This window comes from Arthrobacter sp. MA-N2 (assembly GCF_000517125.1).
GTDB lineage: Bacteria > Actinomycetota > Actinomycetes > Actinomycetales > Micrococcaceae > Arthrobacter > Arthrobacter methylotrophus.
This window is the reverse complement of record NZ_KI912155.1, coordinates 3,544,145-3,570,475: the sequence shown is the minus strand read 5'-3', so window position 1 is coordinate 3,570,475 and position 26,331 is coordinate 3,544,145. Positions and strand designations below refer to the sequence as shown.

The window sequence follows — 26,331 nt, the reverse complement described above, 5'->3', positions numbered from 1 at the left end:
CTCTCAGCCCCCTATTCCTCGTTCCCTGTATGAGGATCGAATTGATCAGGCGCTCTGGAAAACCACACCTTCTGATAGAGGTTCGTCGAGGGGCGTGGGCCAGCCAAGATTGTCCGTGTCGTCCATGTCGCATGCTGGCCATGGGTGTGTGTCCAGGAAGGAGTGCCAGTGCGGGAAGGGGTCCGGGGGCATTTCGGGCGGTTCTTCGTCCGGGCGTGGTTGTGGGCCTGGTTGTGTGTCGGTAATCGGGATGTGTTCTGGCCAGTGGGGTGGTTCCCAGTCGTGGTGTTCGCTGGGGTAGTGGCGTTGTGAGGGTGATGTCCATCCCGGTGGACTATTTTTGCTGGCTGTGGTGGGGGTCCATGCGGTCCGGTGTTTGAGGCGGTGGTGTTTGGGGCAGGGTTGGGCCAGGTTGGAGATGCCGGTGGTGCCTCCGTGGGCCCAGGCCTGGAGGTGGTCTGCTTCGTTGTCGAGGGAGTGGTTGTTGCAGCCGGGGAAGGGGCATTTGCCGTCGCGGAGCCGGAGCCATTGGCGTTGGGCTTTGGTGATGCGGTAGCTGGTGCGTCCGATTTCCAGCGGGGCGCCGTCGCGGGGGTCGGTGAGGACGCGGTGGAAGGAGTCGGCGCCGTCGGTGATCAGTTGGCGGGCGATGGAGGGCGGGATGGGCCCGTATCCGTCCAGCGTGGCTGGTTCCTCGGTGGCGCCCAGGAGGGACAGGACCGGGACGGTGATCAGCACCTGCGCCCGCGGGGACGGCACACGCCCCGCGCCGCCGGCTCCGGTCCCGCCGGTGCCCCTGCCGCCGTCGTGCACTCCGTTACCGCTGTGATCGGTGAGGAGCCAGGTGGCGGTGAGGTCGGCGCGGAGTTGGGCGAGGGTCCGGGTCTCGTCGGGGTTTTGGAGGGCGCGGGCGGCGGTGGTGGTGCGGTTCCAGATCGCCGCGGCGGTGGCGGCCGGGAGGTGGGCGGAGATCCATGCCATGCCGTCCCTGTCCGGGACGTATTCGATCCGCCGGTCCTCGGCTTTGGCGGCGTGGCGTTTTTCGATGCTGACCCGGTGGTGGCGTTCGCGCCAGGTGCGGGCCTTGGTGCGGAACCGGGACGGGACGAGGTCCCCGGCGGGGCAGCCGCGGGCGGGCTTGGGGGCGTCGGGGTCCAGGAAGTGTGCCTCGAGGGCGGCGGTTCCGGCGGGGTCCAGGGTGTCGGTTTCGTCGATGATGATCCGGGCGTGCTGCCAGGAGATCGTCCCGGACCCAAGGGCGGCCAGGGTCAGTGGCAGGGCCGTGGTCAAGGCGTGGGAGTCGGACAGGAGGGCTCCGGCGGTTCGTTCGCTGACGGTCAGGACACAGGCCACCTCGGCGACCAGGGCGAGTTCGTGGGCGGTGCGGTCCTGCGGGGAGGCGGCCGGTGGCGCAAGCGCCCTGGCCGTCCGGACGTAGTCGGTGGCGAGCTTGGCCTTCAGGGCGGCGGTCCGGGCTTCCAGGCGGGCCACTTCGGCGAGGCCGTCCAGGCAAGCATCCGCCAGAGTGCGCAGGGGATCGGCGCTGTCAGCGCCTGCTCCGGTCAGGGAAGCGAGCACGGCAACGGACGCGGCAACGGCCTCCACGGCCGCGCTGCTGTCCACACTGTTGTCCGCGCTGCTGTCCACACTCAAAGCTGTCCCTCCATCCATACCCACAGCATCGCAGCAGGCACCGACAATTTAACGCGGTCGGGAAAGCTCGGCCTCCAGCTCGCTGATACTGGGCAGCGTTGCGGCGAACTCGGGAAGCGAGCCCGCGATTTCCGCTTCCCAGTCCGCAATGCCGACAGGTTTGTTGAACCCACGCAGAGCGTATTCGGCCACTACATTGTTCTTGTTTTTGCACAGCAACAGCCCAATGGTTGGCTGGTCGTCGGGGTGCGCAAGCAGATCGTCCACGGCAGACATGTACATATTGATTTGGCCAAGGTATTCCGGTTTGAAGGCGGTAGCTTTCAGTTCAATCACCACGAAGCAGCGCAGTTTGAAGTTGTAGAACAACAGATCGGTGAAGAACTCATCGCTGCTGATGGTGAGCCGCACCTGCCGACCCACGAAGGCAAAGCCTTGGCCAAGTTCCAGGAGGAACTTTTCAACGTGCCGGATCAACTGATTTTCAAGATCCCGCTCGTCCCGCTTACCCGTCATGGCAACAAAATCAAAGACATAGGGGTCCTTGAATGACTGTTGGGCCAGATCAGAGCCCGACGGCGGCATGGTCGCCTTGAAGTTGGTGATCGCCTTGCCGGAGCGCTCGTGGAGCCGAGTTTCGATTTGAACCGCCAAGATGCTCCGCGACCAGCCCTCGGCCAGTGCCTGATCGGCATACCAGACCCTATCAGCATGGTCCTCCAGTTTGTCCAGCAAGAGGACGTTGTGCCCCCACGGCAATGTTGCAACGGACTGTTGCAACATTGGGAAGTCCGGCCAAGCCTCCGCAAAGGACTTCATGTACCGCAGGTTCCGTGGCGAGAAGCCCCTTGCCTCCGGAAAGGCGGAGCGGACGTCGGCCGAGAGCCGTGTGACCACCTTGCTGCCCCAACCTTCCGCGGACTCCCGCTCAGCCAGTTGCTTGCCGATTCTCCAATAGGCAACGAGCATCTCGCGGTTAGCGGCCGAGATTGCCCTTGACCTGCCGGAAAAGACCTGGCGAGAAACGGCGGCCAGCAATTCCGGGTACCAATCAGGCATGCCGGAAGTCGCGGGTGTTGATTCAAACGAAGCTGGTATGGACATACGTCTCGGATCCTCTCGGGCGGCAATCTCACCGTGAAACTATCCGCAGGCCCAGACATTCTGTGCCGGACATGAGCTCGTAGCCACTATCCCGTTGCCCACGGGAGGTGCTTTTCTGGGAGGACATGCTTTCCCGCGCCAAACCAGTAGGAGACAAAATGCCCATCTGCCAAACCGCTACTTACCAGGTTCAGCCCGATGCCGTCGGGCAGGTCAAAGCGGCCATCGAAGTATTCGTGGACTACGTCAGGGCGAACGAACCGGGAACTCGGCTCTACTCTGCTTGGCAGGACGCCGAAGATCCCACGAAGTTCGTCCATCTGTTCATTTTCGAAGATGAGGGAGCCCACGAAGCCCACGGGAAATCCGCAGAAGTGGCGGCATTCGAAGCCGTCTACCGGCCTGTTCTCACTGCCGGTCCAGTGGTGTTCAAAGACTTCTCAATGATTGCAAGCAACATCTGAACCGCACCTCGGGGGATTACTCACGGTGAACAAGTTTGGGGGGCCGGCGGCGTCTGGGGTAGAGAGCCCCGAGCCCCGGGCTCAAGGGGCCTCCCGCCGTCGGCCCCGTCCCATACCGGTCCCGGAGGGCCGGTAGCTCATCGAGGTGCCGAATGTGCTCCTCTATATATTCAACCGTCTTTTCCTACGATGGGAAACGAGTGGCGTGTACTCGTTTTAAGCAGGGCTCACTTGATGGGCTATGACCAGCGCTTCCGTTTCGGGAAGGGAATCCTGTCCAAGTCGTTCGCTGCCACGACCGGAATCCCGCCGGAACGCGCCCGGGCTTGCTCGGCGAGCTGCCCGACGTCGGGATAGCGCGACGAGAAGTGGGTCAACAGGAGCATGCCCGCTCCGGCGGTGGCAGCCAATGCGCCGGCTTGCCCGGCCGTGAGGTGCCGGTATTGGGCGGCGAGGACGCCGTCGTCGTCGCTGAACGTGGATTCCGCTACGAGAAGATCGACCCCCTCGGCGAGTTCCTCCGCACCGGCGCAGGGCGCTGTGTCCATCACGAAGGCAAAGCTTTGCCCGGGCCTTGGCACGCTCACCTCCTCAAGGCGCACGTCACCCAGGCTCCCGTCCCGTTGCAGGAGGCTGACGTCCGGCCCGGTAATCCCGGCCGCCGCCAACCGCTCGGGCAGCAGGCTGCGGCCGCCAGGCTCCGTAACCCTATAGCCGTACGTCTCGAGGCGATGCAATAGCGGGCGCACCTCCAGTCCCGAAGCGATAGGTCCCGCGCTTCCGTGCGGATGGAGGCGGAGGTCGACGCCGGGGGACGCGACGGCCACGAGCGCACGGATCATGTCCTCCCCGGAAGCGGGATAGTGCACGTGAATCGGATGCGCCACACGGTCCAGTGCCATGCGCGAAAGCACGCCGGGAAGCCCCAGGCAGTGGTCGCCGTGGACATGGGTGATGCAGATGCGCGTGATTTGGCTGCTCGAGACACCAGCCTGGATCATCTGACGCTGAGTGCCTTCCCCGGGATCGAAGAGCAGGCCCTCGCCGTCCCGGCGGAGCACATAACCGTTATGGTTGCGGGTTCGGGTCGGGACCTGGGAAGCGGTGCCGAGGACGACGAATTCACGCATGGAACCGAGTGTCTCATTGCGGGGCGCGTTTACCCAGTGACCTTGCCTGGCGCTGGTCTTGGGAGGAAGATATGCGGCAAACTCAGGAGGCCCTCCGTGATCCAGCTCGGCAAATTTGAAAAGTACTTGGTCGAAGAGTTCTTCGACGACTACCGCGCGGGAGACATGTCCCAGCGGACGTTCATTCGTCGGGTGGCTTTCATCACCGGGAGCATGGCTGCCGCTTCCTCGACGATGCTGCAACTCGGATGTACTCCGGATGAGATCCCGCGAGGCACCGATCCCATGCCGGGCCCCGAGACCGCAGGAGCGGTCGCGTCCGCGGGGGCAGTACCAGGGGCGAAGAGCCCGCTATCCGTCCCCGAGGACTCGCCCGGCCTGGTGACGGCCACCATCCGGTTCCCCGCTGGCAAAACCGGGATCAGCGCCTATCTCGCCAGGCCTGAAGGGGCCGACGCCGGACCGGCGGTGCTTGTGTGCCACGAGAACCGCGGACTTACCCAGCACATCCAGGACGTCGTGCGACGCTTCGCGAAAGCCGGATACGTTGCCTTGGCCCCTGATCTTCTGAGCAGGGAGGGAGGAACCTCAAGCCTGGATCCCGACGCCGTACCAGGAGCGTTGACGCGTGCCGGAGCCCAGCGCCATGTCTCCGACTTTGCTGCCGGTTTCGACTATCTCCGATCACTTGATTTTGTTGACGGGAACCGGATCGCGATGAATGGCTACTGTTTTGGCGGTGGAATCACGTGGCAGGCCGCAACGGAAATACCCGCGCTTAAGGCCACGGCAGCCTTCTACGGACCCGCACCCGATCTGGACAAGGTCCCGGCCATCAAACCGGCAGTCTTCGGCGTCTATGCCGAACTTGACCAGCGCATCACTGGTGCAATGCCGGCCCTGCGGGATGCGCTCGCTGCCACCGACGTCCATCACAGACTCACGGTCTATCCCGGCGTCGACCACGCCTTCCACAACGACACCAGCGAGCGGTACAACGAAACGCAGGCCACGGCTGCCTGGCAGGACATGCTGGCCTGGTTTGGTGAGTACGTCTGACCGACGCTATTGCGAAAGAATGTTCGCATGAGTGACGCCGCCGGGTTCATCGATGAGGCTTTACGCCGTGAAAGCTCTTGGATCCGTGCGGAAGAGGCGCAGGCGCGGTTGGGAGACGGACTTCGCTGCTACGGATCTTCGATGGGTGCCATCAGGGGAACAGTTCGCGACGCGCTCCGCCGATACCAGGGCCTCTCGCATGACGAGATCACCGCCTTGAGCTCCGAGTTGTGGGACCCTCCGGTCTTCGAACGTCGACTCGCGGCGATCGTGCTGTTGCAGAGCACCGTCCACCTGCTGACCAACACCGATCTGACGCGCTTGGAGGGTTTTGTGCGCGAGGGGAGGCTACGCGAACTGGGCGATCCGCTCGCAGTGGACGTCATCGGACCCTTGATTGCCGGACTGGAGGGGCAGGGCAAGGCCCGGGCTGACGGCGTCCTGGATCGCTGGGCTCGGGATTCGGACGAGTGGCTTTGCCGCGCGGCCCTGCTGTCTCCACTGAGGGCGCTCCGTTCCGGTGGCGGGAACTGGGATGCGTTCGTGCGGCAGGCCACCGTAGCACTCGAGGCGGTTCGGGAGACGGACCAGCAATCGGAGGTGGTCAGTGAAGCCGTTTCCACCGTGCTGAACGAGGTTGCCAAGCGCAGGCCCGAGCTGCAGTTCCCCTCGTCGGTGGCGTGAATCCTAGTGCCCCAAGGCCTGGGCAACGGTTTGGACGGATGTGGTGCCGTTGGCGGTCCGCGCAGCCAGCCAGGTGACAAAGGTATCAAAGAGGCTCGGGCTGATGGTGAGCGTGGGATCCGTTCCGACGGCGATGTGGTGGAATGTCAGTTGGAGCCAACCGCCCGTCGACTCGGCATTGGTGACCAGATCCTCCAGATTCTGCAGGGTCCACGTGCTGTCGACTTCATCCGGGGCCTTGGTCACCAAGGGGTTTTCAGGAGGGAGGGTCTCAGCGAACGGGCAGCCCGCACAGCTTGCGGGCGAGGTGATGTCGCCCAGGCCCCGTCCGCTGGCAAAGCCGCAGTTGGCCACATCAGCCTGAACGGCAGCGTTTTCAGCGGCAAAAGGATAGGCGAAGTCGCTCACTTGGAAGCCCCAACTCGAGAGGGTTGATTTGCCGTCGCAGATTTCCGCGGTGGCGGCTGCCGTGCTGAGAGTGGTCAGGTCCGGGTGGGTGACGGTGTGGCCGCCGATCTCATTGCCATCGGCGGCGATGTTGTGCAGATCCGTCTGGGTGAGGTAGCCCGGGCCACCGATCCAGCTGGTGGTGATGAAGAAGGTTCCTTTCAGCCCATGGGCCTTCAGGACCTGCTCGGCGGCGAGCTGATTGTCGTTGCCATCGTCGAAAGTGAGGCTCACGACTGTCCGCGCTGCGGCATGCGCGGGAACTACCGCCCCGACGAAGGCCCCAGCGGTGAGTAGCAGGGCGCCAAGGGCGGCCATTATCTGCTTGTGCTTGATTGTGCGCATGGCTCCTCCAAGAGACGAGGACCCCAGTGCTCAATATGAAAAAAGGCTACGCCCTAAATCGTGCAAGGTGAACACCAAAAATTGCCAATGGCCATATTCGTGGCTGCCTTGAGGTTTCAGTCGAAACGGGAGGCTCGCCGCCAGCTGTTCCCCTCATTGGCTAAGGCTCGTAATCTGATTCTGGGAGGTGGTTCCTGTGGAAGCAGCCCAGGGAGATCGAATCATCATTCATAGCAGGACTGTCGGAGCGTCCGATCGGCACGGCGAAATCCTCGAAGTTCGCGGTGCCAACGGCGCGCCGCCCTATTTCGTGCGCTTTGACGACGGACACGAGACCGTCCTGTATCCAGGTGGCGACTTCACTGTCGATCACGCGAGAGGGACGAAATAAGCCCAGCCCTTCTTCTCTGCTGAGGTAAGGTGAGACTTACCTGTTGAGAAGACCGGGGGAGGGCAAACGCGTGGAAAAGATCCTCGACCTGCCCTTCGAAATGGCGCTGATGGTGCTCTTCGCGGTGGTGATGCTGCGGGTCAACGCCATGTACTGGATCGGCCGTGGCACGGCGGCGGGCATGCGACGCAGCCGGGTCGCCAGTGCCTTGCGTCGCCCCAAAGCAGCCAAAGCACAGGCACTCATACAGCGCTTCGGTCCCTACGCCGTCGTACTGACTTTCCTTGCTGTCGGACTCCAAACCGCTGTCAACTTGGCTGCGGGAGCCGCGAAGATGCCACTCAGCCGGTATCTCCCGGCAGCAGCGGCGGGCTCGGCAATCTGGGCTTTCGTCTACGCGACCGTTGGACTGGCCGCCATGGAGGCGTGGCTCGCCATCATGGCCGGATCCCCTATGGCAGCGGTACTCCTGGTCCTCTGCATTGCCGGGCTTGCCGGAGTTGCTGCCCGCCTGGTCATGCGGCGTCGACGTCGGACGGCCGTGGCGCCAGAAGATACAGTGGTCTGAGTTCCACTACCGGACCGGCGAAAGGGCAGGCTTTGAGTATTGAGCTTCCGGACCTCGCGGAAGGAAACTTCTACTACGAATCACTCGGAAACGGGCGGTTCCGCTCCACCATCCACGCCCAGGGCGCGTGGAATCCGCATGAGCAGCACATGGCTCCTGCATCGGGCATCATGGCTGATGCGCTGCTCCGCCATGATCCGCGCGACGACGTCCGCATAGCCCGCCTCAGCTACGAAATCCTGGGATTGATCCCGGGAGGCGAATTCACCGTCAGTACCAGCACGCTCCGCCCCGGCAAGACAATTGAACTGATCCAGGCGGAACTCTCGGCGGTAGGCCGCGTGGCTATCCGGGCCACCGCGTGGCGCATGGCCACGAGCGACACGAGCACAGTGGCTGCCATTGAAGACCTGCCAATGCCGGCCCCGGACGAGTGCAAGCCGTGGGACGGTGCGAGCGTGTGGCCCGGTGGCTACATCCGGTCCCTGGAAATGCGGATAGCAGAAGGACACCGGGCAGGCTCGGGCAAAGTCTGGATTCGTACCGAACACCCGCTGACCGCCGCTGCGGACAGCCCTGACGTCGCACGGCTCGTGGGACTCGTGGACACCGCCAACGGCATCGCCGCCCGCGTTTCGCCCGGCAAGAACAGCTACATTTTCCCCAACCTCGACCTCCAGATCCACATGTACCGTGAACCCGCAGGGGAATGGCTGGGCTTGGACAACATGGTCTCCTTTGGCAGTGACGGCATCGGCCTGACGTCCACGGTGCTGCACGACGTCAGCGGCCCCTTCGGCCGCGCAGAGCAGATCCTCACGCTGAGGAAGAGCTGATGGCCGGGGAACTCCCCGGAACACAGCGCACGCTGACGGTGGTGCGCCAGGAAGAATCGCTCGGGGCCGCTGATGACCTGGACTTCGGGATCGAGCTCCTGACCCGTGCCCGTAGGGGAATGCTGGCACCCACGCTGCGGTTGTACCGCCCGCGACCCACCGTGGCGTTCGGGCAACGCGATGCCAAGCTGCCGGGATTCGAAGCCGCATCCGAGGCTTGCCGTGACCTGGGTTTCGAACCGTTGATCCGCAAGGCAGGTGGGCGTGCCGCGGCTTACCATCGGGGCACCCTCGTGATCGACCACGTTGAGCCGCACCCCGATGCGATTGCCGGAGCCAAGGCCCGTTTTTCATTCTTTGGCGAGCTCCTGGCAGGTGCGCTCCGTCGCGTCGGCCTGCACGCCGCCGTCGGGGAGATCCCCGGCGAGTATTGCCCCGGCGAGTTCAGTGTCCACGGCCTGGATCCGGATTTTCCGGCACACCAGATCAAACTGATCGGCACGGCGCAGAGGGTGGTCTCCGGAGGCTGGCTGTTCAGCTCGGTAATCGTCGTGGAGAACTCGGCCCCGATCCGCGAGGTCCTCACCGCGAGCTATGAAGCCCTCGGGCTGGAGTGGGATCCTGCCACCGCCGGGGCCGCCAACGACCTCCTACCGCAGCTGGACGTACCCGCGGTCGAAGAAGCCGTGGTCCAGGCTTACGCCGGATACGCGGAACTGCTCGACGGCGATTTCCAGAGCCTGCTCCCTGTGAAGAACACCAGCGCGCCGTTGTAGACGGATACCGCCAGGACTACGCTTGAGGCCACGACCACGTGGTTCCGGGCGGAGGCATCCTCCCGGGAACGGGATGTGCCGCCCTCCTGAAGTGAGGTAGAGCAGTGGACAAAAAACCAGCCGTTGTTCACGATTCCGACGCGGACCTCACTGTCGGTCCGCCGAAGCGATCCGCCGCGGGTTTGCCCAGCGTGGTGGAATCACTGCCGCATTCGCTGAGACAAATGGGTCCGTCCCGCACGTGGAAGTCGCTGCGGGCGGTGAACCAGAAGGACGGTTTCGACTGCATGGGCTGCGCCTGGCCGGACCCTCCGGAGCGGAAGCTGGCCGAGTTTTGCGAGAACGGTGCGAAAGCAGTCGGGTGGGAGGCCGATCCGCTCAAGGTTCCGTCCGGTTTCTGGGACGAGAACGACGTCGATTCCCTCGCCCAGCGCTCCGAATACTGGCTGGGACAGCAGGGCAGGCTCGTGGAACCCGTCTACAAACCAGCAGGTTCGAGCCACTACCGTCCCATCAGTTGGGACAATGCGTTCCGGATTGTGGCCCGGGAACTGAACGCGCTGGAATCGCCGGACGAAGCCACCTTCTATACGAGTGGACGGACCAGCAATGAAGCCGCGTTTGTCTACCAACTCTTCGTCCGCGCCTTCGGAACCAACAACCTTCCCGATTGCTCCAACATGTGCCATGAGTCCACCGGGCTCGCGCTCGGCGAGACCTTGGGCGTGGGAAAGTCCGCCGTCAGCTACACGGACTTTGCCAAGGCGGATTTGATCATCATCATGGGCCAGAACCCCGGGACCTGCCATCCCCGGATGCTCACCGCCCTGGAAGAGGCGAAGTTGGCCGGAGCCAGCATCGTGGCGGTGAACCCGCTCCCGGAGGCCGGGCTCATCAACTTCAAGAACCCGCAACGGCCCCGTGGATTGCTGGGCAAGGGAACGGACTTGGCGGACCAGTTCCTGCAGATCCGCCTCGCAGGCGACATGGCGTTGCTTCAAGCCGTGTCCAAACGGGTCTTGGAAGCAGAGACGGCGGCACCGGGGGCGGTGCTGGATCACGCGTTCATCGAGGAGCACTGCCAAGGGCTCGAAGAATTCCGGGCCCACATCGAAAAACTGGACGAGCAGGACGTCTTGGCCGCAACGGGCCTGAAAACCGAAGAGATCGACGAGCTTGCCTCCCGCTACCTGCGCGCGGAGAAGGTCATCATTACCTGGGCCATGGGCCTCACGCAGCACAAGAAAGCCGTCGCGACCATCAAGGAGATCGTCAATCTGCTGCTGCTCCGAGGGAACATCGGCAAACCCGGTGCGGGCCCGTCGCCCATCCGCGGCCACAGCAACGTCCAAGGCGACCGCACCATGGGCATTTGGGAAAAGATGCCCGAACCGTTCCTCAACGCCTTGCAGCAGGAGTTCGGCTTTGACCCACCCCGGCGGCCCGGCGTCGATTCCGTGGACAGCATCCGCGGCATGCGGGACGGGAAGATCAAAGTCCTGGTGGCACTCGGTGGAAATCTCGTCCACGCGATGTCGGACACGACGGCGGCCGAAGCCGCCGTCCGTAAAACCCGCTTGTCCGTACAGATTTCCACCAAGCTCAACCGTTCCCACGCAGTGGTGGGTGAACAAGCGATGATCCTGCCGACAATGGGCCGGACGGAAATCGACCGGCAGGCCGGCGGCGAGCAGTTTGTCACCGTGGAAGACACGGTCTGCGCGGTGCACCGCTCGGCGGGACGGTTGGAGCCGATCTCCGGCAAGGTCTTGTCCGAAGTGGCGATCGTGTGCCGCATGGCCGGCACGGTACTCGGCGACAAAGTCCCGGTTGACTGGCAAGGTTTTGAGGCGAACTACGATTCCGTGCGCGAGCACATTTCCCATGTGGTACCCGGCTTCGAGAACTTCAACCAAAAGGCCCGCAGCCGCGACGGTTTCGTCCTGCCGCACGGTCCCCGGGACGAGCGGAGGTTCCCCACAGCCACCGGGAAAGCGATGTTCACTGTCAACGACCTCGAGACCATCCAGGTCCCCCAGGGACGACTCCTGCTCCAGACCGTGCGCTCCCACGACCAATTCAATACGACCACCTACAGCATGAATGACCGCTACCGGGGCGTGAAGAAGGGCCGCATGGTGCTCTTTGCGCATCATGACGACCTGGCTGAACTGGGCCTTTCCGACGGCGGCTACGTGGACGTACACAGCGAAGCCGACGACGGCGTAGACAGGGTCCTGCGTCGGCTGCGGTTGATCGCGTACCCCACGGCGCGCGGATGTGTCACCGCGTATTACCCCGAAGCGAATGTCCTTGTTCCCTTGGATTCGACGGCCGAGGGCAGTAACACCCCCGCGTCCAAGTCAGTGGTGGTGCGGCTGGAACCAGCCGCACCACCGGAGCTTGGCGCGGGCTAGTGGCCGCGGGCGATCCACTCTTCGAGGTGGGGTGCTTCGGCTCCAACCGTGGTGGAGTCGCCGTGGCCGGTCAAGACAATGGTCTCTTCCGGCAATGTGAGGATCTTGGAGCGGATGGATTCGATGATGGTCGGGAAATCGCTGTAGGAACGCCCGGTTGCACCCGGTCCGCCCTGAAACAGCGTGTCACCACTGAACAGCGTTCCTTGGCTCTCCAGGTGGAAAGACACGGAACCGGGCGAGTGGCCCGGGGTGTGAATGGCCCTCAGCCGGGTATCCGCGATCTCGAAGTTCTCGCCCTCGGTGATCTCGGCGTCGGGTTCTGCCTCCGGGTAAACCGCCTTCCACAGCATCCAGTCGTCGCGGTGCAAGTGGATGGGCGCATGGACCAGGTCCCGGAATGCGCCCGCGGAACGGATGTGGTCGTCGTGTCCATGCGTGAGCAGAATGGCCTTGACCTTGCGGCCGCCGATCACCTCGAGAATGGCCGCCGGCTGGTGCGCGGGATCGATCACGATGCACTCGGAATCGTCCCCGACGATCCACACGTTGTTGTCCACATCCCATGTGCCGCCGTCCAGTGAGAACGTCCCGGACGTGACGACGCGTTCAACGCGCACACTTGTGGTCCCGTGGGACACAGCCTCGCCCGTCACAGTTCCACCACCGATCGGAGGACGGAACCGGAGTGCATCTTGTCGAAAGCCTCTTCGATGTCTTCGATACCGATTCGCTCCGTGACGAAGGCATCAAGATCGAGCTTGCCCTGCCGGTAAAGGCTGACGAGCATGGGGAAATCGCGGGAAGGCAGGCAATCGCCGTACCACGAGGACTTCAGGGAGCCGCCCCGGCCGAAGACGTCCAGCAACGGGAGTTCGAGCGTCATCTCCGGCGTCGGGACCCCCACCAGCACCACAGTGCCGGCGAGGTCGCGGGCGTAGAAGGCCTGCTTGTAGGTTTCGGGGCGGCCGACGGCGTCGATCACCACATCCGCGCCAAAACCGCCGGTGAGTTCGCGGATCTGTTCCACCGGGTCGCCCTGGGAGGAATCCACCACGTGGGTGGCCCCGAGCTCGCGCGCACGCTCCAGTTTCTTGACATCAATATCGACCGCGATGACGGTGGTGGCGCCGGCCAAGGCAGCGCCGGCGATGGCGGCCACACCCACTCCGCCGCAACCGATAACGGCCACCGAATCGCCGCGCTTCACGCCTCCCGTGTTGATCGCGGCACCGAGTCCAGCCATCACGCCGCAGCCGAGCAGGCCGACGGCGGCAGCATCGGCGTCGGGATCAACCTTGGTGCATTGCCCCGCGGCGACGAGTGTCTTCTCGGCGAAAGCGCCGATTCCCAAGGCGGGGGAGAGGACGGTGCCATCCTCAAGGGTCATCTTTTGCGTGGCGTTGTGGGTGTTGAAACAGTACTGTGCCTGTCCGCGCTTGCAGGCGCGGCACGTGCCGCAGACTGCGCGCCAATTCAAGATGACGCGGTCTCCGGGAACGATGTCCGTGACGTCCGGGCCGACGGCGCTCACAACGCCGCTTGCTTCATGGCCGAGAAGGAAAGGAAAATCGTCGCTGATGCCGCCCAACTTGTAATGCAGGTCGGTGTGGCACACCCCGCTGGTCAGGATGTCAACCAAGGCTTCGCCGGGGCCAGGATCCGGAACAAGAATTGTTTCCAGAGTTACGGGTGCGCCCTTCGAGCGGACAATTGCGCCCCTGACTGCATGGACCATGGATAATTCCCCTTTGAGGTTTGTGGACGGGGGACGCGGTGCCGCGTCCTATCTCCCATCTGTTTATCACACGACCCGCTTTGAAATCGCGGGGATCTCAGGCAGCGAGACGCGCCTCGACTTCGGCCGCCGAGGGGTTGGTGGCCGCAGTGCCGTCGGGAAAAAGGACCGTGGGAACCGTCTGGTTACCGCCGTTCAGTTTCTCCACGAGTTCGGCAGTACCCTCGACCTCTTCGATGTTGACCTCGGTGTAGCCGATGCCCTTGGCGTCCAGCTGCTTCTTGAGGCGGTTGCAGTAACCGCACCAAGTGGTCGAGAACATGGTGATGGTGCCGGATTCGGGAGTGAAGTCCACGGATTTCTCCTGTCGTCTTTGTTATGAGCTACTCGCATCAACGGTAACCCGCGGGGCGCTATTCCTTCGCGCGCACGTGTCACATGACACCCACCATCGACGGCACTTCCGATGTGAAGTGACTTTAGGCCCTGCAAGACCGTCCGGAATCCCGTCAGGCTTCAAGAACCAGCAGTTCCTCTTCCCGGCAGGAGTAAGTCATGGACCAAGAAGCATCCACAGGCAAGATCGTGGTCGGAGTCGACGGATCTCCCGCTTCAATTGAGGCCCTTAAGCACGCTCGGAGTATTGCCGTGCCGTTAGGGGCCCAGGTGGTCGCCGTGGCGTGCTGGATGTTCCCGCAGGTCTACGGCGGATACGTAGCGCCCGACGTCGGGGACTACGAGAAGGAAGCCCAAGGAATACTTGAGGAATCCTTGGCACGGGCGTTCGGCCCGGCTCTCCCCGGAAACGTCACCTCGCGTCTCCTCTGCGGTCCAGCCCGGGATCTGCTCATCGACGCCAGCAAGGATGCCGACATGCTCGTTGTTGGCCGACGGGGCCATGGCGGATTTGCCGGTCTGTTGCTCGGCTCGGTCAGTTCTGCCTGCGTGGCCCACGCCCTTTGCCCCGTCCTGGTAGTTCGTGCCCCCGAGAACGGTTGATGGGGCGCGGGTATGAACCTTCCTGGGCACCCAGAGCTGGTCACGTGGTTGCTCGAAGGAGATCCGGCACTGAGGTGGCAGGTATTGGAAGACCTCACCGATGCTTCAGATGCCGAGGTTTCGACTGAACGGCAGCGCGTCGCATGGGAGGGCTGGGGCGCTCGTCTCCTCGCCGAGCAGGACGAGGCCGGCACGTGGGCGCAGGGACTCTACCTCCCTAAATGGACGTCCACGACGTACACGCTTCTACTTCTTCAACGGCTCGGGCTCGCACCTGGAAACATCCAAGCCCTGGCTGGCTGCAAGCGACTCTGGGATGGCGCCAGGTACACCGACGGAGGCCTTAACCTGGTCTACCGTTCCCCGGAAACTTGCGTGACCGGGATGCTGGTCCTGCTGGGCTCATACTTCGGTTACCAGGACCAGCGGCTCGGTGCGGCCGTGTCTTGGCTGCTCCGGGATCAGCTGTCCGACGGCGGATGGAACTGCCAAGCCAGACGGAAAGGCTCCCGTCACGGCTCCTTCCACTCGACTATCACCGTCCTTGAAGCCCTCCTTGCCTATCGGCGTTCGGGAGGTGCGGTACTTGTGGATGCCGCGGCCGACTGCGCAGAGGAGTTCTTCCTCCGCCATCACCTGTACCGGTCCCATAGAACCGGGGAGGTCGCGAATGAGGAGTTCCTCCGCTTCCCGTTCCCTCCCCAATGGCATTTCGATATTCTCCGTGGACTCGAATACTTCAGAGCCTGCGGCAATGCACCGGACCCGCGCCTTGCTGACGCAGTGGAACAGGTCCGCCTGGCGCGCCGTCCGGACGGCACCTGGAAGCGTTATCGTCCCTACCCAGGATTCCGCTGGTTCCCCCTTGAAGAACCCGGGGCAAGTCGCATCACGAGTTTGCGGTGTCTCCGGGTGCTGCGCTGGTGGGATGCGCGCTAAGACACGGCGGCGGCGAGTTCTTCCTCCAAACGTTCGACGTCTTTCCGGTGGCACAGTTCTGTTGCCGGGGTCATCGCGGCTGCGCTTCCCGCGGCGAGGGCAGACCTGAAAGCGGCCTCAACCGGGCACCCCTGCGCCAAGCGCAGAACCAGGGCTCCGAGAAAACTATCACCGGCTCCGACGGTGCTGAGCACCCGCACTGACGGCACGGGCAAGCGGATGACCCCTTCCTTGGACGCGAGAATCGCTCCGGCGTCGCCCAGTGTCAGAGCGACATACTCCGCCGATCCGCTGGCCACCAGTGCCGAGGCCGCCTCGATCTGGTTCCGTTCGCCCTCGAGCGGTGCGCCGAAATGTTCGCCCAACTCACGCTTGCTGGGTTTGACGAGAAAGACGCCCTCGGCAAGCACTTCGGCGAGCGGTTGTCCCGAGGTATCCACAACGAATCGCGCACCGCCCTTCCGGACGAGACGGGCGAGCTGCGCATAGAAATCCTCAGGCACTCCCGGCGGAAGGCTGCCGCTGGCCACCACGTATCCGCCCGGCGAGATCGACCGGCCCACAAGCTGCAGGCAGGTGCGCCATTCGTCTTCGCTGAGCTCTGCGCCCTCAAGCACGAAACGGAATTGGTTCCCGGTCGAATTCTCATCAACGGTGAAGTTTTGCCGGGTGCTCCCCTTGATCGGGATGACCAGGGAAGGGACTTGCTCACCTTCCATCAGCCGTCGGTAGGCTTCCCCCGGAGGACCGCCTGCGGTGTACACGGCCAAGACCTGCCCCCCGAGCCGCTGGATTACGCGGGCAACGTTTACGCCACCGCCGCCCGGATCGAGGCGGCTAGTGCCGCACCGCAGCTTATGACCGCTGTAGACCCGATCCGTTGACGTGCTGACGTCCAGAGCAGGATTCATGGTGACAGTGAGGATCGGTTTCGCGCCCGATGGCTGGGAGGCTTCCATAAGACCCAGCATAGGAGACTGCGATCTGGTTCGATCCCCTCGTAGCGTCAGGGTCGAAAGGCCCTTGATCGCTACACCCATCGCGCTGGCCGCCATCAAGCCAAAGATCGCCGTGGCCCTGGCCGCACTTCTCAACCTCGTCGGTGCTTTCCATTCGACGGAAATCATCTTCGCATGCGTTGTTCGGTGGCCTTATCGGCGCAGCAGTCGTAGGCATGGGTCTTGGAGCGGTGGACTTCGATGCCCTGACCGCCAAGGTCATTCTCCCCGCGGTGCTTGCCCCGGTGATTGCAGCAGAAGTCGTCAAGTTGCCCAAGAATGGCAAACCCCGGGTGGTCAGGACCCGGGAGTGATCGCCTGGACAGAGATCGCCTCAGCCGCCGCAATGCGCGGGAGCGTGCGAAGGAAGCTATCCGGGTTGAGCGAGATGGAATCAATTCCTTCGGCAACCAAGAACTCAGCAAACTCCGGATAGTTACTGGGACCTTGCCCGCATATTCCTATCCTGATGCCGGACGCGTGCGCCTTGCGGATAACGTCCCGAATCATGGCCATCACGGCCTCGTTCCGTTCGTCAAACAGGGCAGCCAATTGTGCAGAGTCGCGGTCAACGCCCAGGACCAGTTGTGTGAGGTCGTTGGATCCTATGGAGAATCCGTCGAACCGGGCGGCAAACTGCTCAGCCAGGATGACGTTTGAGGGGATTTCGCACATCATGTAGATCTGAAGCCCGTTTTCTCCCCGGACCAAACCGTTCTCTGCCATCACAGCCAAGACGCGGTCTGCTTCATCCACCGTCCGGCAGAAGGGCACCATCACCATCGCATTTTTGAAACCGCAGTGTTCGCGGAGCCTCTTGATTGCCGCGCACTCAAGATCGAAGCCGGCCCGGTATTTTGGATGGTAGTAGCGGGACGCACCCCGGAAGCCGATCATGGGATTCGCTTCCGCTTGCTCGAATGCGGAGCCTCCGATCAAGTGTGCGTATTCATTGGTCTTGAAGTCGCTCAACCTCACGATTACTGGCGCGGGGAAGAACGGTGCAGCGAGCTTGGCAAGCCCGCGCGCGAGGGTCTCCACGAAGTATTCCGCCGGGTCGTTGTAACCCTTCGCCAATTCAGCAACCGCTCGGCGTTCCTCGACGCTGGTGATTCGCCCGGGAAATGCTGCTGCCATCGGGTGAATCCGGACCATGTCATTGATGACAAATTCCATGCGTGCCAGTCCGATACCCTGTGCGGGCAGGCGCCACCATTTGAATGCCGCTGAAGGGCTCGCGATGGTCAGCATGACATCGGTTCGTGTTGGTGGAAGAGAGCCGAGGTCCACTTCCTCCGTGGTGCTTGCCAAAATCCCGTCGTAGACATGCCCGGTGTCGCCGTCAGCGCACGACACGGTGACCGATTGTCCATCCTCAATGACGGACGTCGCGCTGGAAGTCCCCACGACAGCCGTGATACCGAGTTCGCGGCTCACGATGGCCGCGTGGCTGGTAGCTCCACCCCGGTCCGTAATAATGGCGCGGGCGCGTTTCATAACGGGCACCCAGTCTGGATCGGTTTGTTCCGTGACCAGCACGGCGCCGTCGATGAAACGGTCGATGTCCGAGGCTTGCCTGATGACGCAGGCTGGTCCTGAGGAGATGGAGTCGCCGATAGCGGCGCCTTCGACCAGAAGACGTCCCTGTCCCGTTAGATGGTGTGTCACCAGCAGTGTGCTGCTCTTGCGGGCCTGAACCGTCTCCGGCCTGGCTTGGACTATGAAAAGTTCGCCGGATTCTCCGTCCTTGGCCCATTCCATGTCCATGGGACATCCATAATGGTTCTCAATCCGGACTGCCCACCGGGCAAGTTGGACGATGTCCTGATCTTGCAGGACAAATGCTTGTTGCTCGGATTCGGTGTTGTCCACCATTACTGTCCCGCCATCGTCGCCGGTCCGGTAGACCAGCTTCTGCAGCTTGGTGCCTTTGGTCTTTTCGATGACAGGCGAGAGCGTAGGGGAGGCAAGCAGGGGCTTGAATACGCCGTACTTGTCAGGGTTGACCGTACCTTGGACCACGGTCTCGCCCAGTCCCCAGTTGGCGCTGATCACGGCTGCGCGCGGAAAACCGGTTTCGGTGTCGAGCGAGAACATGACGCCCGACGCTCCGATGTCGGACCGGACCATCAGTTGAACGCCGACGGAAAGTGCTACGCCGGATTCGCCAAAATTCATCAGTTCGCGGTAGGTAATTGCGCGGTCTGTAAACAATGACGCAAAGCAGCGCAAGCACGCATCCAGCAATTGTTGTTCGCCCCTCACATTGAGGAAAGTTTCCTGCTGACCGGCGAAACTGGCATCCGGAAGGTCTTCCGCCGTCGCGCTGCTTCGGACCGCGACGGCGGGATCGTGGCGACCCGCGCGCGCAGCCAGTTCGCGGTATTTTGCTCGAATGCCCTCCTCAAGATCAGGGGGAATCTTCCCGTCGAGAACCATGGAGCGCATGGCCGCGCCGGTGCTTCTTAGGTTCAGCGTCCCTTCCTGGTAGTCCGAGGCAACCTTTGATAGCCGCGGCCCCAGTTGGTTCCATGACAGGAAATTCCGAAATGCGGCAGCGGTCGTAGCGAACCCGTCCGGGACCCTGATTCCCTCGCTGGCCAGGGCGTGGATCATTTCTCCCGACGAGGCATTCTTTCCACCGACTTCCGGGACATCCGTGGCTCTTACGTCCTCCAGCCAGACCACGCTGCGTGCATCCATCATGATTTCTCCTTGATACATTTCGGATATTCGTCTCAGGAAGCCGTGGCCTATGAGTGACGCGGAGGTCAGCATCGAGACTGGCTTCGGCAAGGACCGCTGGCCGGGACGGGGCGTTCCCGGACATTTCGAGTCAACACCCGGGGATGGTTGTCGACTAGGGGACAAAGACACCATCGCGGAGCCGTGGGGGACCTTGGGCCCTACCCGCCGCGGAGCCTCTGGAACAGACTGACGGAAAAGAGGAGGCATCAATGCGCGCGTGGTGGGTGGGCCAACCGGGCCCGATTGATTCAATGCCACTTGTATGGGGTGAGCGTCCGGATCCAGTACCGGCACCGGGAGAGCTGCTGGTCCGGGTCCATATGTGCGGGGTATGCCGGACTGATCTTCACCTGGCCGAGGGCGACCTCATGCCACGGCGCCCCAACGTGATCCCCGGCCACGAAGCGGTTGGCACCGTCCTCGAAGCGGGGGAAGGTTGTACACGGTTCAGGCCCGGCGACAGGGTTGGCGTAGCCTGGCTCGGGAAAAGCTGCGGATCCTGCCGGTATTGCCTTCGTGGAGACGAGAATCTGTGCATCTCGCCCACGTTTACCGGATGGGACCGAGATGGCGGATACGCGGAGCGGCTGACCGTGGCGGAAGACTTCGCATACGCCATCCCGCCGGTCTTTACCGACGAGCAGGCAGCCCCTTTGTTGTGTTCAGGGATCATCGGGTATCGCGCTCTCAAGCGGGCAGCCGTTCCACAAGGCGGACGCTTGGGCATCTATGGTTTCGGCGGATCGGCCCACCTCACCGCGCAGATCGCACGCCACCAGGGTGCGTCGGTGTATGTGATGACCAGATCGGCGGCGGCCCGTTCATTGGCGCGCGAACTGGGAGCCGTGTTTGTCGGGGGCCCCTACGACAGCCCACCCGATTCGCTGGATTCCGCGATACTGTTCGCCCCGGTCGGGGAGCTCGTGCCGGCGGCCTTGCAGGCTTTGGACCGCGGAGGAACCTTGGCCGTGGCAGGAATCCATCTCAGCGACATTCCTGCGCTCAACTACCAACGGGACCTCTTCAACGAGAAGCAGCTGCTCAGCGTCACAGCGAACACCCGGGAAGACGGAGATGAATTCCTGGCTTTGGCCGCAGAGATTCCGCTGGCCCCGACCACAACCATCTATCCGATGACCGCGGCCGACAAGGCCTTGAAGGACTTGTCCACCGACCGCATCACCGGATCAGCTGTGCTCGACATGTTGCGCTGACTACTGTTGCGCTGACTACATAGGGTTTATTCCATACCAGCGCGGGTTGCCTCGTCGAGCGGAGAGGTCCATCTCATAGGCTGGGTCAGCGTGAATCGCCGTCCCGTCACCGATTCCGGGACGATTCTGATCAAATAGTCCTTCCCGATCCCTTGCCACGGGAACAAAGAGCGGCTGATTGAATCAAGGGCTGGTCCCGGCGATGTCTCCTTCCGGGCCTTTCCTCTGACGACGACGCTCCACGCCACGCCGAACTCGGCACTCACGCTGTCGGCTTCCAAAGCGACGGTGGAATCGGCGTCGATGGCTTCCTGCTTGGTGCCTGTCCCCGTCCGGAACACGAGGGATTCGCCATCCACCTTGTAGTTCACGGGGAAGATATCCGGATGGCCGTCCACGGTGAGCGCCAGGCGCCCCACTGATGATTCGGCGAGCAGCCTCCAGCACTCCTGAGGCTCAAGGATGTCCGCCGTTGGGATGTTGTCTTTGCTAGTCATGCTGCCCATGCTAGGGCGTTGTTCCGACGGGCAACTAGGGCACAAGGACCCGATTCATTTTCGCCCGACGAAATGACCTTTGGCACTGGCCAACCGTGAGGATACGGGCGATCCTGACCACAGCCGATTCAGCGAGGACAGGGGACAAACCGTATGGTCACCGGGATTTACGTGAGCGCTGTTGCGCCGGAATCCGGCAAATCACTGGTTTGCCTGGGACTGGCCGACACCTTGCATCGCCATGCCGACAGGATCGGCTTCTTCCGCCCGATTGTCGAGGGCATCGACGCCGACCACGATCCGATGATTCTCATGCTTCGGCAGATGTACGGGCTCGACCCATCCGTCTGCCTGGGTGGAATCACCCTCTCAGCGGCCCTTGGCATGCTGGGAGCCGGCAAAGGCGACGAGATATTCGGGGATGCCGTCGTGAAATACGGCCAGATCGCGAAGCAATGTGATGTGGTGATCGTCGATGGCTCAGACCTGAGGGGACACGACGCGGCCGCCGAATTCGACCTGAATGTCCGGCTGGCCAACAATCTGGGATTGCCCGTCCTGGCGGTGGTGGGCGCCAAGGGTTTGTCCCCGGACGAAACCGCGGACGCCGTCGACGTGGCTCGCAAGCAGCTGGCCTCGATGCACTGTTCTCTTCTGTCTGTCATGGTCAATCGGGCCGACGCCGGTGCCGTCGGCGACATTCATGCCGCGTTGCGCCCAGGCGCCAGCAGGCGCCCCGTCTACGTCATCCCGGAAATCGCAGAAATTTCGCGGCCCACGGTAGGCGACGTAGCGGCTGCCCTTCGCCTCGGCCAGGTGGCCGGCAGCACCGAGCTTGACCGCGACGTCGGTCAGGTCATGGTGGCCGCCATGAACGTAGGAAATTTCCTGAGTGGGCTCGGCGCAGGGGACTTGGTGATTGTGCCCGGAGACAGGGCAGACGTGATGGTTGCATGTTTGGCGTCTGCCTTGTCACCTCAATTTCCCACGCCCAGCGCCATGATCCTGACCGAAGGTTTGGCCGCTGACGCCAATGTTCGTCCGCTGCTCAACCATGCCCCGTTTCCGATATTCGCCAGCGACAACGGCACGTACACCACAGCGCACCTGGTCGCCGGGGTGCGCAGCGAAATCCATGCAAACCAGCATCGCAAAGTGGCTGCGGCACTCGGCGCATGGGTCCGCTGCGTTGACGAGGCCGAGGTTCTGGAGAGGTTGTCCTTGCCCAGGCCCACCACCATCACCCCTTTGCGTTTCCTGCACGAACTCATCGAACGGGCCCGCGTGCAGAAGCGCAGGATCGTCTTGACCGAAGGGGAGGACGCCAGGGTGCTCCGTGCCGCTGAACTGCTGCACCGGCGGGACGTCTGCGAGCTGATCATCCTGGGGAACAAGGCCGCCGTGGATGGGCTGGCCGCGGCCCAGGGGATCGATCTTGACGGGCTGGCCGTTGTGGACCCGGCAACGTCGAGCCTCCGGGAGCGTTTCGCCGAGGAGTACCAGCGACTGCGGGCGCACAAGGGAATGGGCTTGGCGCGCGCCCGGGAAATCATGATGGAGGGTGCCTACTTTGGCACCATGATGGTTCAACTGGGTGAGGCAGACGGGATGGTTTCCGGAGCTTCGCACACCACGGCGAACACCATCCGTCCGGCGTTGGAATTCGTGAAGACCCGCGACGGAGTCCGCACAGTGTCATCCGTATTCTTCATGCTCTTCCCGGACCGTGTCCTGGTTTACGGGGACTGCGCCGTCATTCCCGAACCGACGGAATGGCAGCTTGCCGACATTGCGATCGCATCTGCGGACACCGCTTCACAATTTGGCGTGGAGCCCAGGGTAGCCATGCTGTCCTATTCCACGGGAGGTTCGGGCGCAGGCGGTGCAGTGGAGAAAGTGCGCCGCGCTACTGACTTGGTCCGGGCAGCCCGGCCGGACCTTCCCGTTGAAGGACCAATCCAGTACGACGCCGCCGTCGATGCGGCCATTGCCAACTTCAAACTGCCCGCATCCGCCGTGGCCGGCCAAGCAACGGTGTTCATCTTCCCCGACCTGAACACCGGCAACAACACCTACAAGGCGGTGGAACAGTCCTCGGGGGCGGTCGCCGTCGGGCCCATCCTGCAGGGTCTTCGCAAGCCAATCAATGATCTCTCCCGAGGTTCAACGGTGGAAGACATCATTAACACGGTTGCCATCACAGCGATACAGTCCCAGACGGTGAGCGCCAGCCCGGAGCCACCGTCCGCGCACGCCCAAAGAGATGAAATCGGCGCGCGGCTCCATGGGACCTGAGTGTCCGGTCCTAGAGCGACTCTTCGACGGCGACCCCGGACTGGAACTCCCGGCCGTCCGCTTCGCTGAAGGCCGTCATCACGTGTCCTTTGCCGAGACCGTTGATCGCCGAGAGGGGAAAGTTGCCCGTAATGGTGTTTCCGGAGTGCTCAACGCCGTTGAGGTCGTAGTTCTCTTCGGCGCTTTGGTCGTGGTTAAAGGAGAAGAAAGCGATTGGCTCCCCGTTCATGAACTCGATTCCCAGTCTTCGTTGAGAGGAATAGTCCGGACTCGCCGCTACGAGGCCCACAACGAAGGCGCCGGAACCAGGGATGTTCCCCTCGATCTCGAACTTGGCCACCAGCGTGGCTTCCGTGGCGGTGATGCTGGCCTGCTTCAGGAGTGCGTCATGGGTGCTCATGGCTCAATCCTGCTCTGTGCGACTCCTGCCGTCCAGACCTGATTCTGGTTTTGTCCGAGCCGTGGCGTTAGACGGAATTGATCGCACACCACGCCGTAATCGGCCCTGACCAGCCAGGAGACGTGGTGATACAGGTAATGATGGGGCCTCCTTCACCGGCCGGAAGGCTTCTACGGTTGAGGCATGAAGCGTTTGCTCGTTCCGTCCGCCGCGCTGTTGTGGGGCCTCCAGTTCGCCTTCCTCAACCCAGCACTGGCGCTCCTGCTGGTGGCCCTGTTCAACGCGAGCCCGGCCGAAGTGGGCTGGGTGCTGGCGGTCTACAACGCCAGCGGCTTCGTGGCTTCCCTGCTGTTGCCGGCTTACGCGGACCGTGCAATGGATTACCTCCGGCCCATGCTTGCTTGCGGAGTTCTGACCCTGGTCTTGGCCGCAGTCTTGGCGGTGAGCACTTCGCTGCCGATCGCCGTCGTGGGCTTGATAGTCCTGGGCGGTCCGGCGGGGGTGGGCAGTTCGCTCCTGTTCGCGCATCTCAAGCATTCAGGTGCAGGGACCGCAGATGTCGTGAACACGCGCGCCATTGTCTCCTTCGCCTGGGTGGCGGGGCCGCCCTTGGCGACGTTCATCATGGGCGGCCTGGGCAATCGCGCGATCTTGCTTGCCCTCGGAGCAGTTGCGGTGCTCAATGTCGTCACGACGGCCGCCATGATTTACCGGCGGCGGTCGGTCCCCATCGAGACCCGTCCCCGGGCCGACGCCGACGCCGGGCAACTGTTCTCAAAAACGGGTGTCGCCGCCGTCGTGGTCAGCTTTATCGCGCTGCAGGCCACCAACAGTGCCGCAGTGTCCATCATGGGCCTTTTCGTCACTCGAGGGCTCGGCGTGGATGTCATCTGGGCCGGGATCGCACTCGGCGTCTCGGCCGCGCTTGAGATTCCTGCGCTCTTCCTTATCGGCCGGCTATCCCGGCGCTTCTCCAGCCGGGCACTTATTGCTTCCGGATGCGTGGCCGGATTCGCTTACTACGCAGCCATGGCCTTTGTCTCCAACCCTGCCACCCTCATTGCGCTGCAGATGCTGAACGCCTGGTTCTTCGGGATTGTGGCCGGTGTGGGGTTGACGTTGTTCCAGCGGCTCATTCCCCGTCCGGGCCTGGCCTCCGGCCTGTACACCAATACACGGCGCGTCGGCGCTATCATGTCAGGTCCCGTCATCGCCCTAGGGTCGACGACGGCGATCGGTTACCAGGGGGTGTTTGCCACCTGTGCCGCGCTCACCGTCCTGGCGCTGCTTGTGATGGTGTTGGCCGGCCGGGAGCCCCGGCGGCTGCCCCGGAGAGAGCGCCTCGCCACCGCGGCCCGGAAAGCGGGTTTTGAAGTTAGCGATTGATCCTGACCGCGCGCAGGATGATTCCGACGGCGAACATGGCGACGCCGAGGCCGGCTGAGAGCGGCGGGAGAGTCGCTACCAGGACGACGCAAGCCAAGGCCCCGAACGCTTGGAGTGCCTTGGGGTACTTGCGGTTTTCGGCCGGCTGGGTGAACGCAGCAATATTTGCGACCAGATAGTAGATGAGCACCCCGAAAGAGGAGAAGCCGATCGCGCCGCGCAAATCCGCGACCGCTACGATCATGCAGATCACGACGGCCAGGGCGACTTCGGCCCTGTGCGGGACCCGATAGCGGGGATGGACCGCCGCGAGCCAGTGCGGCAGATCGTGGTGCCTGGCCATGGCGAGCGTGGTTCGTCCCAAGCCTGCGATGAGTGCCAGCAGGGCACCCAAGGCTGCTACTGCGGCACCTGCGCGGACCACGGGGACGGCCCACGGCAGGGAACCGGTTCCGACCGCAACGGCGAGTGGTGTTGGCGTGCCTGCCACGCCGTCCGGACCCAGAGCCGCGAGAAGGGTTACGGCAATGACGGCGTAGAGAACCACCGTGATTCCCAAAGCAATCCCGATGGCGCGCGGGATGGCGCGTCGGGGATCGCGGACTTCTTCCCCCATGGTTGCGATCCTTGCGTAACCGGCGAAGGCGAAGAACAGCAAACCGGACGATTGGAGAATCCCGTACCAGCCATGTGCCAGCAGCCCATCGCCGAGAATGTTGCCTGGTGCGGGAGAGGAACCTCCCCAGCAGGCTGCGACAGCAATGGCGAGGGCCACCAGCACGGCGAGAACCAGAACGCGGGTCAGGCCCGCGGTCCGGGTGACGCCGTGGTAATTCACCACGGCGAGGACGACGACGGCGGCGATCGCCACGGGTCGTTCCCACCCCGCCGGGGCGGCATAGGCAGCGAAGGTCATGGCCATGGCCGCGGCACTGGCCGTCTTGCCGATCACGAAGCCCCACCCGGCCACGAATCCGGCCCACGGTCCCAGCCGTTCGCGACCGTAAATGTATGTTCCGCCCGACGTCGGGTAGACGGCCGCGAGCTGGGCGGACGATGTCGCGTTGCAGAAGGCCACCGCGGCCGCGACGACGAGGCCGAGCAACAGCCCCGAGCCTGCGGCGGAAGCTGCCGGAGTGAAGGCCGCAAAGACGCCGGCGCCAATCATGGAGCCCAGTCCGATGACGACTGCGTCAAAGGTACCCAGCCGGCGGGCCAGGGCTTGGGGGTTGCTCATGGGGGT

25 protein-coding genes and 1 pseudogene are annotated in these 26,331 nt (G+C 63.2%); 14 read left to right on the top strand and 12 right to left on the bottom strand.

Annotated elements, in window-relative coordinates; all coding sequences use genetic code 11:
• Nucleotides 1–45: 45 nt before the first annotated feature.
• Nucleotides 46–1,671 (bottom strand): HNH endonuclease signature motif containing protein, encoded by a 1,626-nt coding sequence (locus A3M3_RS25730; protein ID WP_081736854.1) that lies wholly within the window; start codon nucleotides 1,669–1,671, stop codon nucleotides 46–48.
• Nucleotides 1,672–1,701: 30 nt separating this feature from the next.
• On the bottom strand, nucleotides 1,702–2,712 hold the full coding sequence (locus A3M3_RS0117450) for a PDDEXK nuclease domain-containing protein (RefSeq protein ID WP_231497295.1): 1,011 nt from the start codon (nucleotides 2,710–2,712) through the stop codon (nucleotides 1,702–1,704).
• 203 nt (nucleotides 2,713–2,915) lie between these two features.
• Between A3M3_RS0117450 and A3M3_RS25725 the strand changes: the two genes are divergently transcribed.
• Nucleotides 2,916–3,221, top strand: a complete 306-nt coding sequence (locus A3M3_RS25725) for a putative quinol monooxygenase (RefSeq protein WP_051423250.1) — start codon at nucleotides 2,916–2,918, stop codon at nucleotides 3,219–3,221.
• Nucleotides 3,222–3,460: 239 nt separating this feature from the next.
• Here A3M3_RS25725 and A3M3_RS0117440 read toward each other — a convergent pair whose 3' ends face one another.
• Nucleotides 3,461–4,351 carry a ribonuclease Z gene (locus tag A3M3_RS0117440; protein WP_028267413.1) on the bottom strand — a complete coding sequence of 297 codons (891 nt, stop codon included), beginning with the start codon at nucleotides 4,349–4,351 and terminating at the stop codon, nucleotides 3,461–3,463.
• 96 nt (nucleotides 4,352–4,447) lie between these two features.
• On the opposite strand from A3M3_RS0117440, the gene A3M3_RS0117435 reads away from it, so the two are divergent.
• On the top strand, nucleotides 4,448–5,410 hold the full coding sequence (locus tag A3M3_RS0117435; protein ID WP_028267412.1) for a dienelactone hydrolase family protein: 963 nt from the start codon (nucleotides 4,448–4,450) through the stop codon (nucleotides 5,408–5,410).
• Between the two features lie 27 nt (nucleotides 5,411–5,437).
• On the top strand, nucleotides 5,438–6,094 hold the full coding sequence (locus tag A3M3_RS0117430; protein WP_028267411.1) for a DNA alkylation repair protein: 657 nt from the start codon (nucleotides 5,438–5,440) through the stop codon (nucleotides 6,092–6,094).
• Between the two features lie 3 nt (nucleotides 6,095–6,097).
• On the opposite strand, the gene A3M3_RS25720 is transcribed toward A3M3_RS0117430, so the two are convergent.
• Nucleotides 6,098–6,886 (bottom strand): polysaccharide deacetylase family protein, encoded by a 789-nt coding sequence (locus tag A3M3_RS25720; RefSeq protein ID WP_051423249.1) that lies wholly within the window; start codon nucleotides 6,884–6,886, stop codon nucleotides 6,098–6,100.
• A gap of 196 nt (nucleotides 6,887–7,082) precedes the next feature.
• Here A3M3_RS25720 and A3M3_RS27610 point away from each other — a divergent pair, with 196 nt between their 5' ends.
• The 5 genes from A3M3_RS27610 (at nucleotide 7,083) to A3M3_RS0117400 (ending at nucleotide 11,874) form a co-directional block, all read left to right on the top strand.
• Nucleotides 7,083–7,277, top strand: coding sequence for a DUF1918 domain-containing protein (locus A3M3_RS27610; RefSeq protein ID WP_081736928.1), 195 nt, complete (start codon nucleotides 7,083–7,085; stop codon nucleotides 7,275–7,277).
• 43 nt (nucleotides 7,278–7,320) lie between these two features.
• Nucleotides 7,321–7,845, top strand: a complete 525-nt coding sequence (locus A3M3_RS0117415; RefSeq protein ID WP_231497294.1) for a DedA family protein — start codon at nucleotides 7,321–7,323, stop codon at nucleotides 7,843–7,845.
• Between the two features lie 32 nt (nucleotides 7,846–7,877).
• A complete protein-coding gene (locus A3M3_RS0117410; RefSeq protein ID WP_028267408.1) occupies nucleotides 7,878–8,681 on the top strand; it encodes a thioesterase family protein in 804 nt (267 codons plus the stop codon).
• Entirely contained in the window at nucleotides 8,681–9,457 is a 777-nt protein-coding gene (locus tag A3M3_RS0117405) for a lipoate--protein ligase family protein (protein WP_028267407.1), read from the top strand. Before A3M3_RS0117410 ends, A3M3_RS0117405 begins: the two co-directional genes overlap by 1 nt.
• 104 nt (nucleotides 9,458–9,561) lie before the next feature.
• Nucleotides 9,562–11,874 carry an FdhF/YdeP family oxidoreductase gene (locus A3M3_RS0117400; RefSeq protein WP_028267406.1) on the top strand — a complete coding sequence of 771 codons (2,313 nt, stop codon included), beginning with the start codon at nucleotides 9,562–9,564 and terminating at the stop codon, nucleotides 11,872–11,874.
• On the opposite strand, the gene A3M3_RS0117395 is transcribed toward A3M3_RS0117400, so the two are convergent.
• From A3M3_RS0117395 to A3M3_RS0117385, 3 genes are all read right to left on the bottom strand, one after another.
• A complete protein-coding gene (locus A3M3_RS0117395) occupies nucleotides 11,871–12,530 on the bottom strand; it encodes an MBL fold metallo-hydrolase (protein ID WP_231497293.1) in 660 nt (219 codons plus the stop codon). The two genes, A3M3_RS0117400 and A3M3_RS0117395, sit on opposite strands and share 4 nt — an antisense overlap.
• Entirely contained in the window at nucleotides 12,527–13,612 is a 1,086-nt protein-coding gene (locus tag A3M3_RS0117390) for an S-(hydroxymethyl)mycothiol dehydrogenase (RefSeq protein WP_028267404.1), read from the bottom strand. Before A3M3_RS0117390 ends, A3M3_RS0117395 begins: the two co-directional genes overlap by 4 nt.
• Nucleotides 13,613–13,709: 97 nt before the next feature.
• The gene (locus A3M3_RS0117385) at nucleotides 13,710–13,967 is read right to left on the bottom strand and encodes a mycoredoxin (protein WP_028267403.1); all 258 of its coding nucleotides are present in this window, start codon (nucleotides 13,965–13,967) and stop codon (nucleotides 13,710–13,712) included.
• 200 nt (nucleotides 13,968–14,167) lie between these two features.
• Here A3M3_RS0117385 and A3M3_RS0117380 point away from each other — a divergent pair, with 200 nt between their 5' ends.
• Entirely contained in the window at nucleotides 14,168–14,611 is a 444-nt protein-coding gene (locus A3M3_RS0117380; protein ID WP_028267402.1) for a universal stress protein, read from the top strand.
• Nucleotides 14,612–14,623: 12 nt separating this feature from the next.
• Nucleotides 14,624–15,550 carry a hypothetical protein gene (locus A3M3_RS0117375; RefSeq protein ID WP_035741984.1) on the top strand — a complete coding sequence of 309 codons (927 nt, stop codon included), beginning with the start codon at nucleotides 14,624–14,626 and terminating at the stop codon, nucleotides 15,548–15,550.
• On the opposite strand, the gene A3M3_RS0117370 is transcribed toward A3M3_RS0117375, so the two are convergent.
• Nucleotides 15,547–16,509, bottom strand: a complete 963-nt coding sequence (locus tag A3M3_RS0117370; protein ID WP_028267400.1) for a 1-phosphofructokinase family hexose kinase — start codon at nucleotides 16,507–16,509, stop codon at nucleotides 15,547–15,549. The genes A3M3_RS0117375 and A3M3_RS0117370 overlap by 4 nt on opposite strands.
• A 67-nt stretch (nucleotides 16,510–16,576) precedes the next feature.
• Here A3M3_RS0117370 and A3M3_RS27605 point away from each other — a divergent pair.
• Nucleotides 16,577–16,811 (top strand): annotated as a pseudogene (locus A3M3_RS27605) (inorganic phosphate transporter); the annotation flags it as partial.
• A gap of 34 nt (nucleotides 16,812–16,845) precedes the next feature.
• Here A3M3_RS27605 and ppsA read toward each other — a convergent pair.
• Complete coding sequence (gene ppsA / locus A3M3_RS0117360) at nucleotides 16,846–19,251, bottom strand: phosphoenolpyruvate synthase (RefSeq protein ID WP_028267399.1); 2,406 nt, start codon at nucleotides 19,249–19,251, stop codon at nucleotides 16,846–16,848.
• 254 nt (nucleotides 19,252–19,505) lie between these two features.
• Between ppsA and A3M3_RS0117355 the strand changes: the two genes are divergently transcribed.
• Complete coding sequence (locus A3M3_RS0117355; protein ID WP_028267398.1) at nucleotides 19,506–20,510, top strand: zinc-dependent alcohol dehydrogenase family protein; 1,005 nt, start codon at nucleotides 19,506–19,508, stop codon at nucleotides 20,508–20,510.
• A gap of 26 nt (nucleotides 20,511–20,536) precedes the next feature.
• Here A3M3_RS0117355 and A3M3_RS0117350 read toward each other — a convergent pair whose 3' ends face one another.
• Nucleotides 20,537–21,007, bottom strand: a complete 471-nt coding sequence (locus tag A3M3_RS0117350) for a pyridoxamine 5'-phosphate oxidase family protein (RefSeq protein ID WP_028267397.1) — start codon at nucleotides 21,005–21,007, stop codon at nucleotides 20,537–20,539.
• A gap of 153 nt (nucleotides 21,008–21,160) precedes the next feature.
• Between A3M3_RS0117350 and pta the strand changes: the two genes are divergently transcribed.
• Nucleotides 21,161–23,302 (top strand): phosphate acetyltransferase, encoded by a 2,142-nt coding sequence (pta, locus tag A3M3_RS25715; RefSeq protein WP_051423248.1) that lies wholly within the window; start codon nucleotides 21,161–21,163, stop codon nucleotides 23,300–23,302.
• 10 nt (nucleotides 23,303–23,312) lie between these two features.
• Here the strand turns inward: pta and A3M3_RS0117340 are convergent, their stop codons facing one another.
• Complete coding sequence (locus tag A3M3_RS0117340; RefSeq protein WP_028267396.1) at nucleotides 23,313–23,702, bottom strand: hypothetical protein; 390 nt, start codon at nucleotides 23,700–23,702, stop codon at nucleotides 23,313–23,315.
• A gap of 183 nt (nucleotides 23,703–23,885) precedes the next feature.
• On the opposite strand from A3M3_RS0117340, the gene A3M3_RS25710 reads away from it, so the two are divergent.
• The gene (locus A3M3_RS25710) at nucleotides 23,886–25,088 is read left to right on the top strand and encodes an MFS transporter (protein ID WP_051423247.1); all 1,203 of its coding nucleotides are present in this window, start codon (nucleotides 23,886–23,888) and stop codon (nucleotides 25,086–25,088) included.
• Here the strand turns inward: A3M3_RS25710 and A3M3_RS0117330 are convergent.
• Entirely contained in the window at nucleotides 25,078–26,325 is a 1,248-nt protein-coding gene (locus A3M3_RS0117330; RefSeq protein ID WP_028267395.1) for an APC family permease, read from the bottom strand. The two genes, A3M3_RS25710 and A3M3_RS0117330, sit on opposite strands and share 11 nt — an antisense overlap.
• Nucleotides 26,326–26,331 lie beyond the last annotated feature (6 nt).

Coding starts and splice junctions, on each gene's coding strand:
- A3M3_RS25730 (WP_081736854.1), bottom strand. CDS start 1,671: ATGGATGGAGGGACAGCTTTGAGTGTGGACAGCAGCGCGGACAACAGT.
- A3M3_RS0117450 (WP_231497295.1), bottom strand. CDS start 2,712: ATGCCTGATTGGTACCCGGAATTGCTGGCCGCCGTTTCTCGCCAGGTC.
- A3M3_RS25725 (WP_051423250.1), top strand. CDS start 2,916: ATGCCCATCTGCCAAACCGCTACTTACCAGGTTCAGCCCGATGCCGTC.
- A3M3_RS0117440 (WP_028267413.1), bottom strand. CDS start 4,351: ATGCGTGAATTCGTCGTCCTCGGCACCGCTTCCCAGGTCCCGACCCGA.
- A3M3_RS0117430 (WP_028267411.1), top strand. CDS start 5,438: ATGAGTGACGCCGCCGGGTTCATCGATGAGGCTTTACGCCGTGAAAGC.
- A3M3_RS25720 (WP_051423249.1), bottom strand. CDS start 6,886: ATGCGCACAATCAAGCACAAGCAGATAATGGCCGCCCTTGGCGCCCTG.
- A3M3_RS0117405 (WP_028267407.1), top strand. CDS start 8,681: ATGGCCGGGGAACTCCCCGGAACACAGCGCACGCTGACGGTGGTGCGC.
- A3M3_RS0117390 (WP_028267404.1), bottom strand. CDS start 13,612: ATGGTCCATGCAGTCAGGGGCGCAATTGTCCGCTCGAAGGGCGCACCC.
- A3M3_RS0117380 (WP_028267402.1), top strand. CDS start 14,168: ATGGACCAAGAAGCATCCACAGGCAAGATCGTGGTCGGAGTCGACGGA.
- A3M3_RS0117375 (WP_035741984.1), top strand. CDS start 14,624: ATGAACCTTCCTGGGCACCCAGAGCTGGTCACGTGGTTGCTCGAAGGA.
- A3M3_RS0117370 (WP_028267400.1), bottom strand. CDS start 16,509: ATGGAAGCCTCCCAGCCATCGGGCGCGAAACCGATCCTCACTGTCACC.
- ppsA (WP_028267399.1), bottom strand. CDS start 19,251: ATGGATGCACGCAGCGTGGTCTGGCTGGAGGACGTAAGAGCCACGGAT.
- A3M3_RS0117355 (WP_028267398.1), top strand. CDS start 19,506: ATGCGCGCGTGGTGGGTGGGCCAACCGGGCCCGATTGATTCAATGCCA.
- A3M3_RS0117350 (WP_028267397.1), bottom strand. CDS start 21,007: ATGACTAGCAAAGACAACATCCCAACGGCGGACATCCTTGAGCCTCAG.
- pta (WP_051423248.1), top strand. CDS start 21,161: ATGGTCACCGGGATTTACGTGAGCGCTGTTGCGCCGGAATCCGGCAAA.
- A3M3_RS0117340 (WP_028267396.1), bottom strand. CDS start 23,702: ATGAGCACCCATGACGCACTCCTGAAGCAGGCCAGCATCACCGCCACG.
- A3M3_RS25710 (WP_051423247.1), top strand. CDS start 23,886: ATGAAGCGTTTGCTCGTTCCGTCCGCCGCGCTGTTGTGGGGCCTCCAG.
- A3M3_RS0117330 (WP_028267395.1), bottom strand. CDS start 26,325: ATGAGCAACCCCCAAGCCCTGGCCCGCCGGCTGGGTACCTTTGACGCA.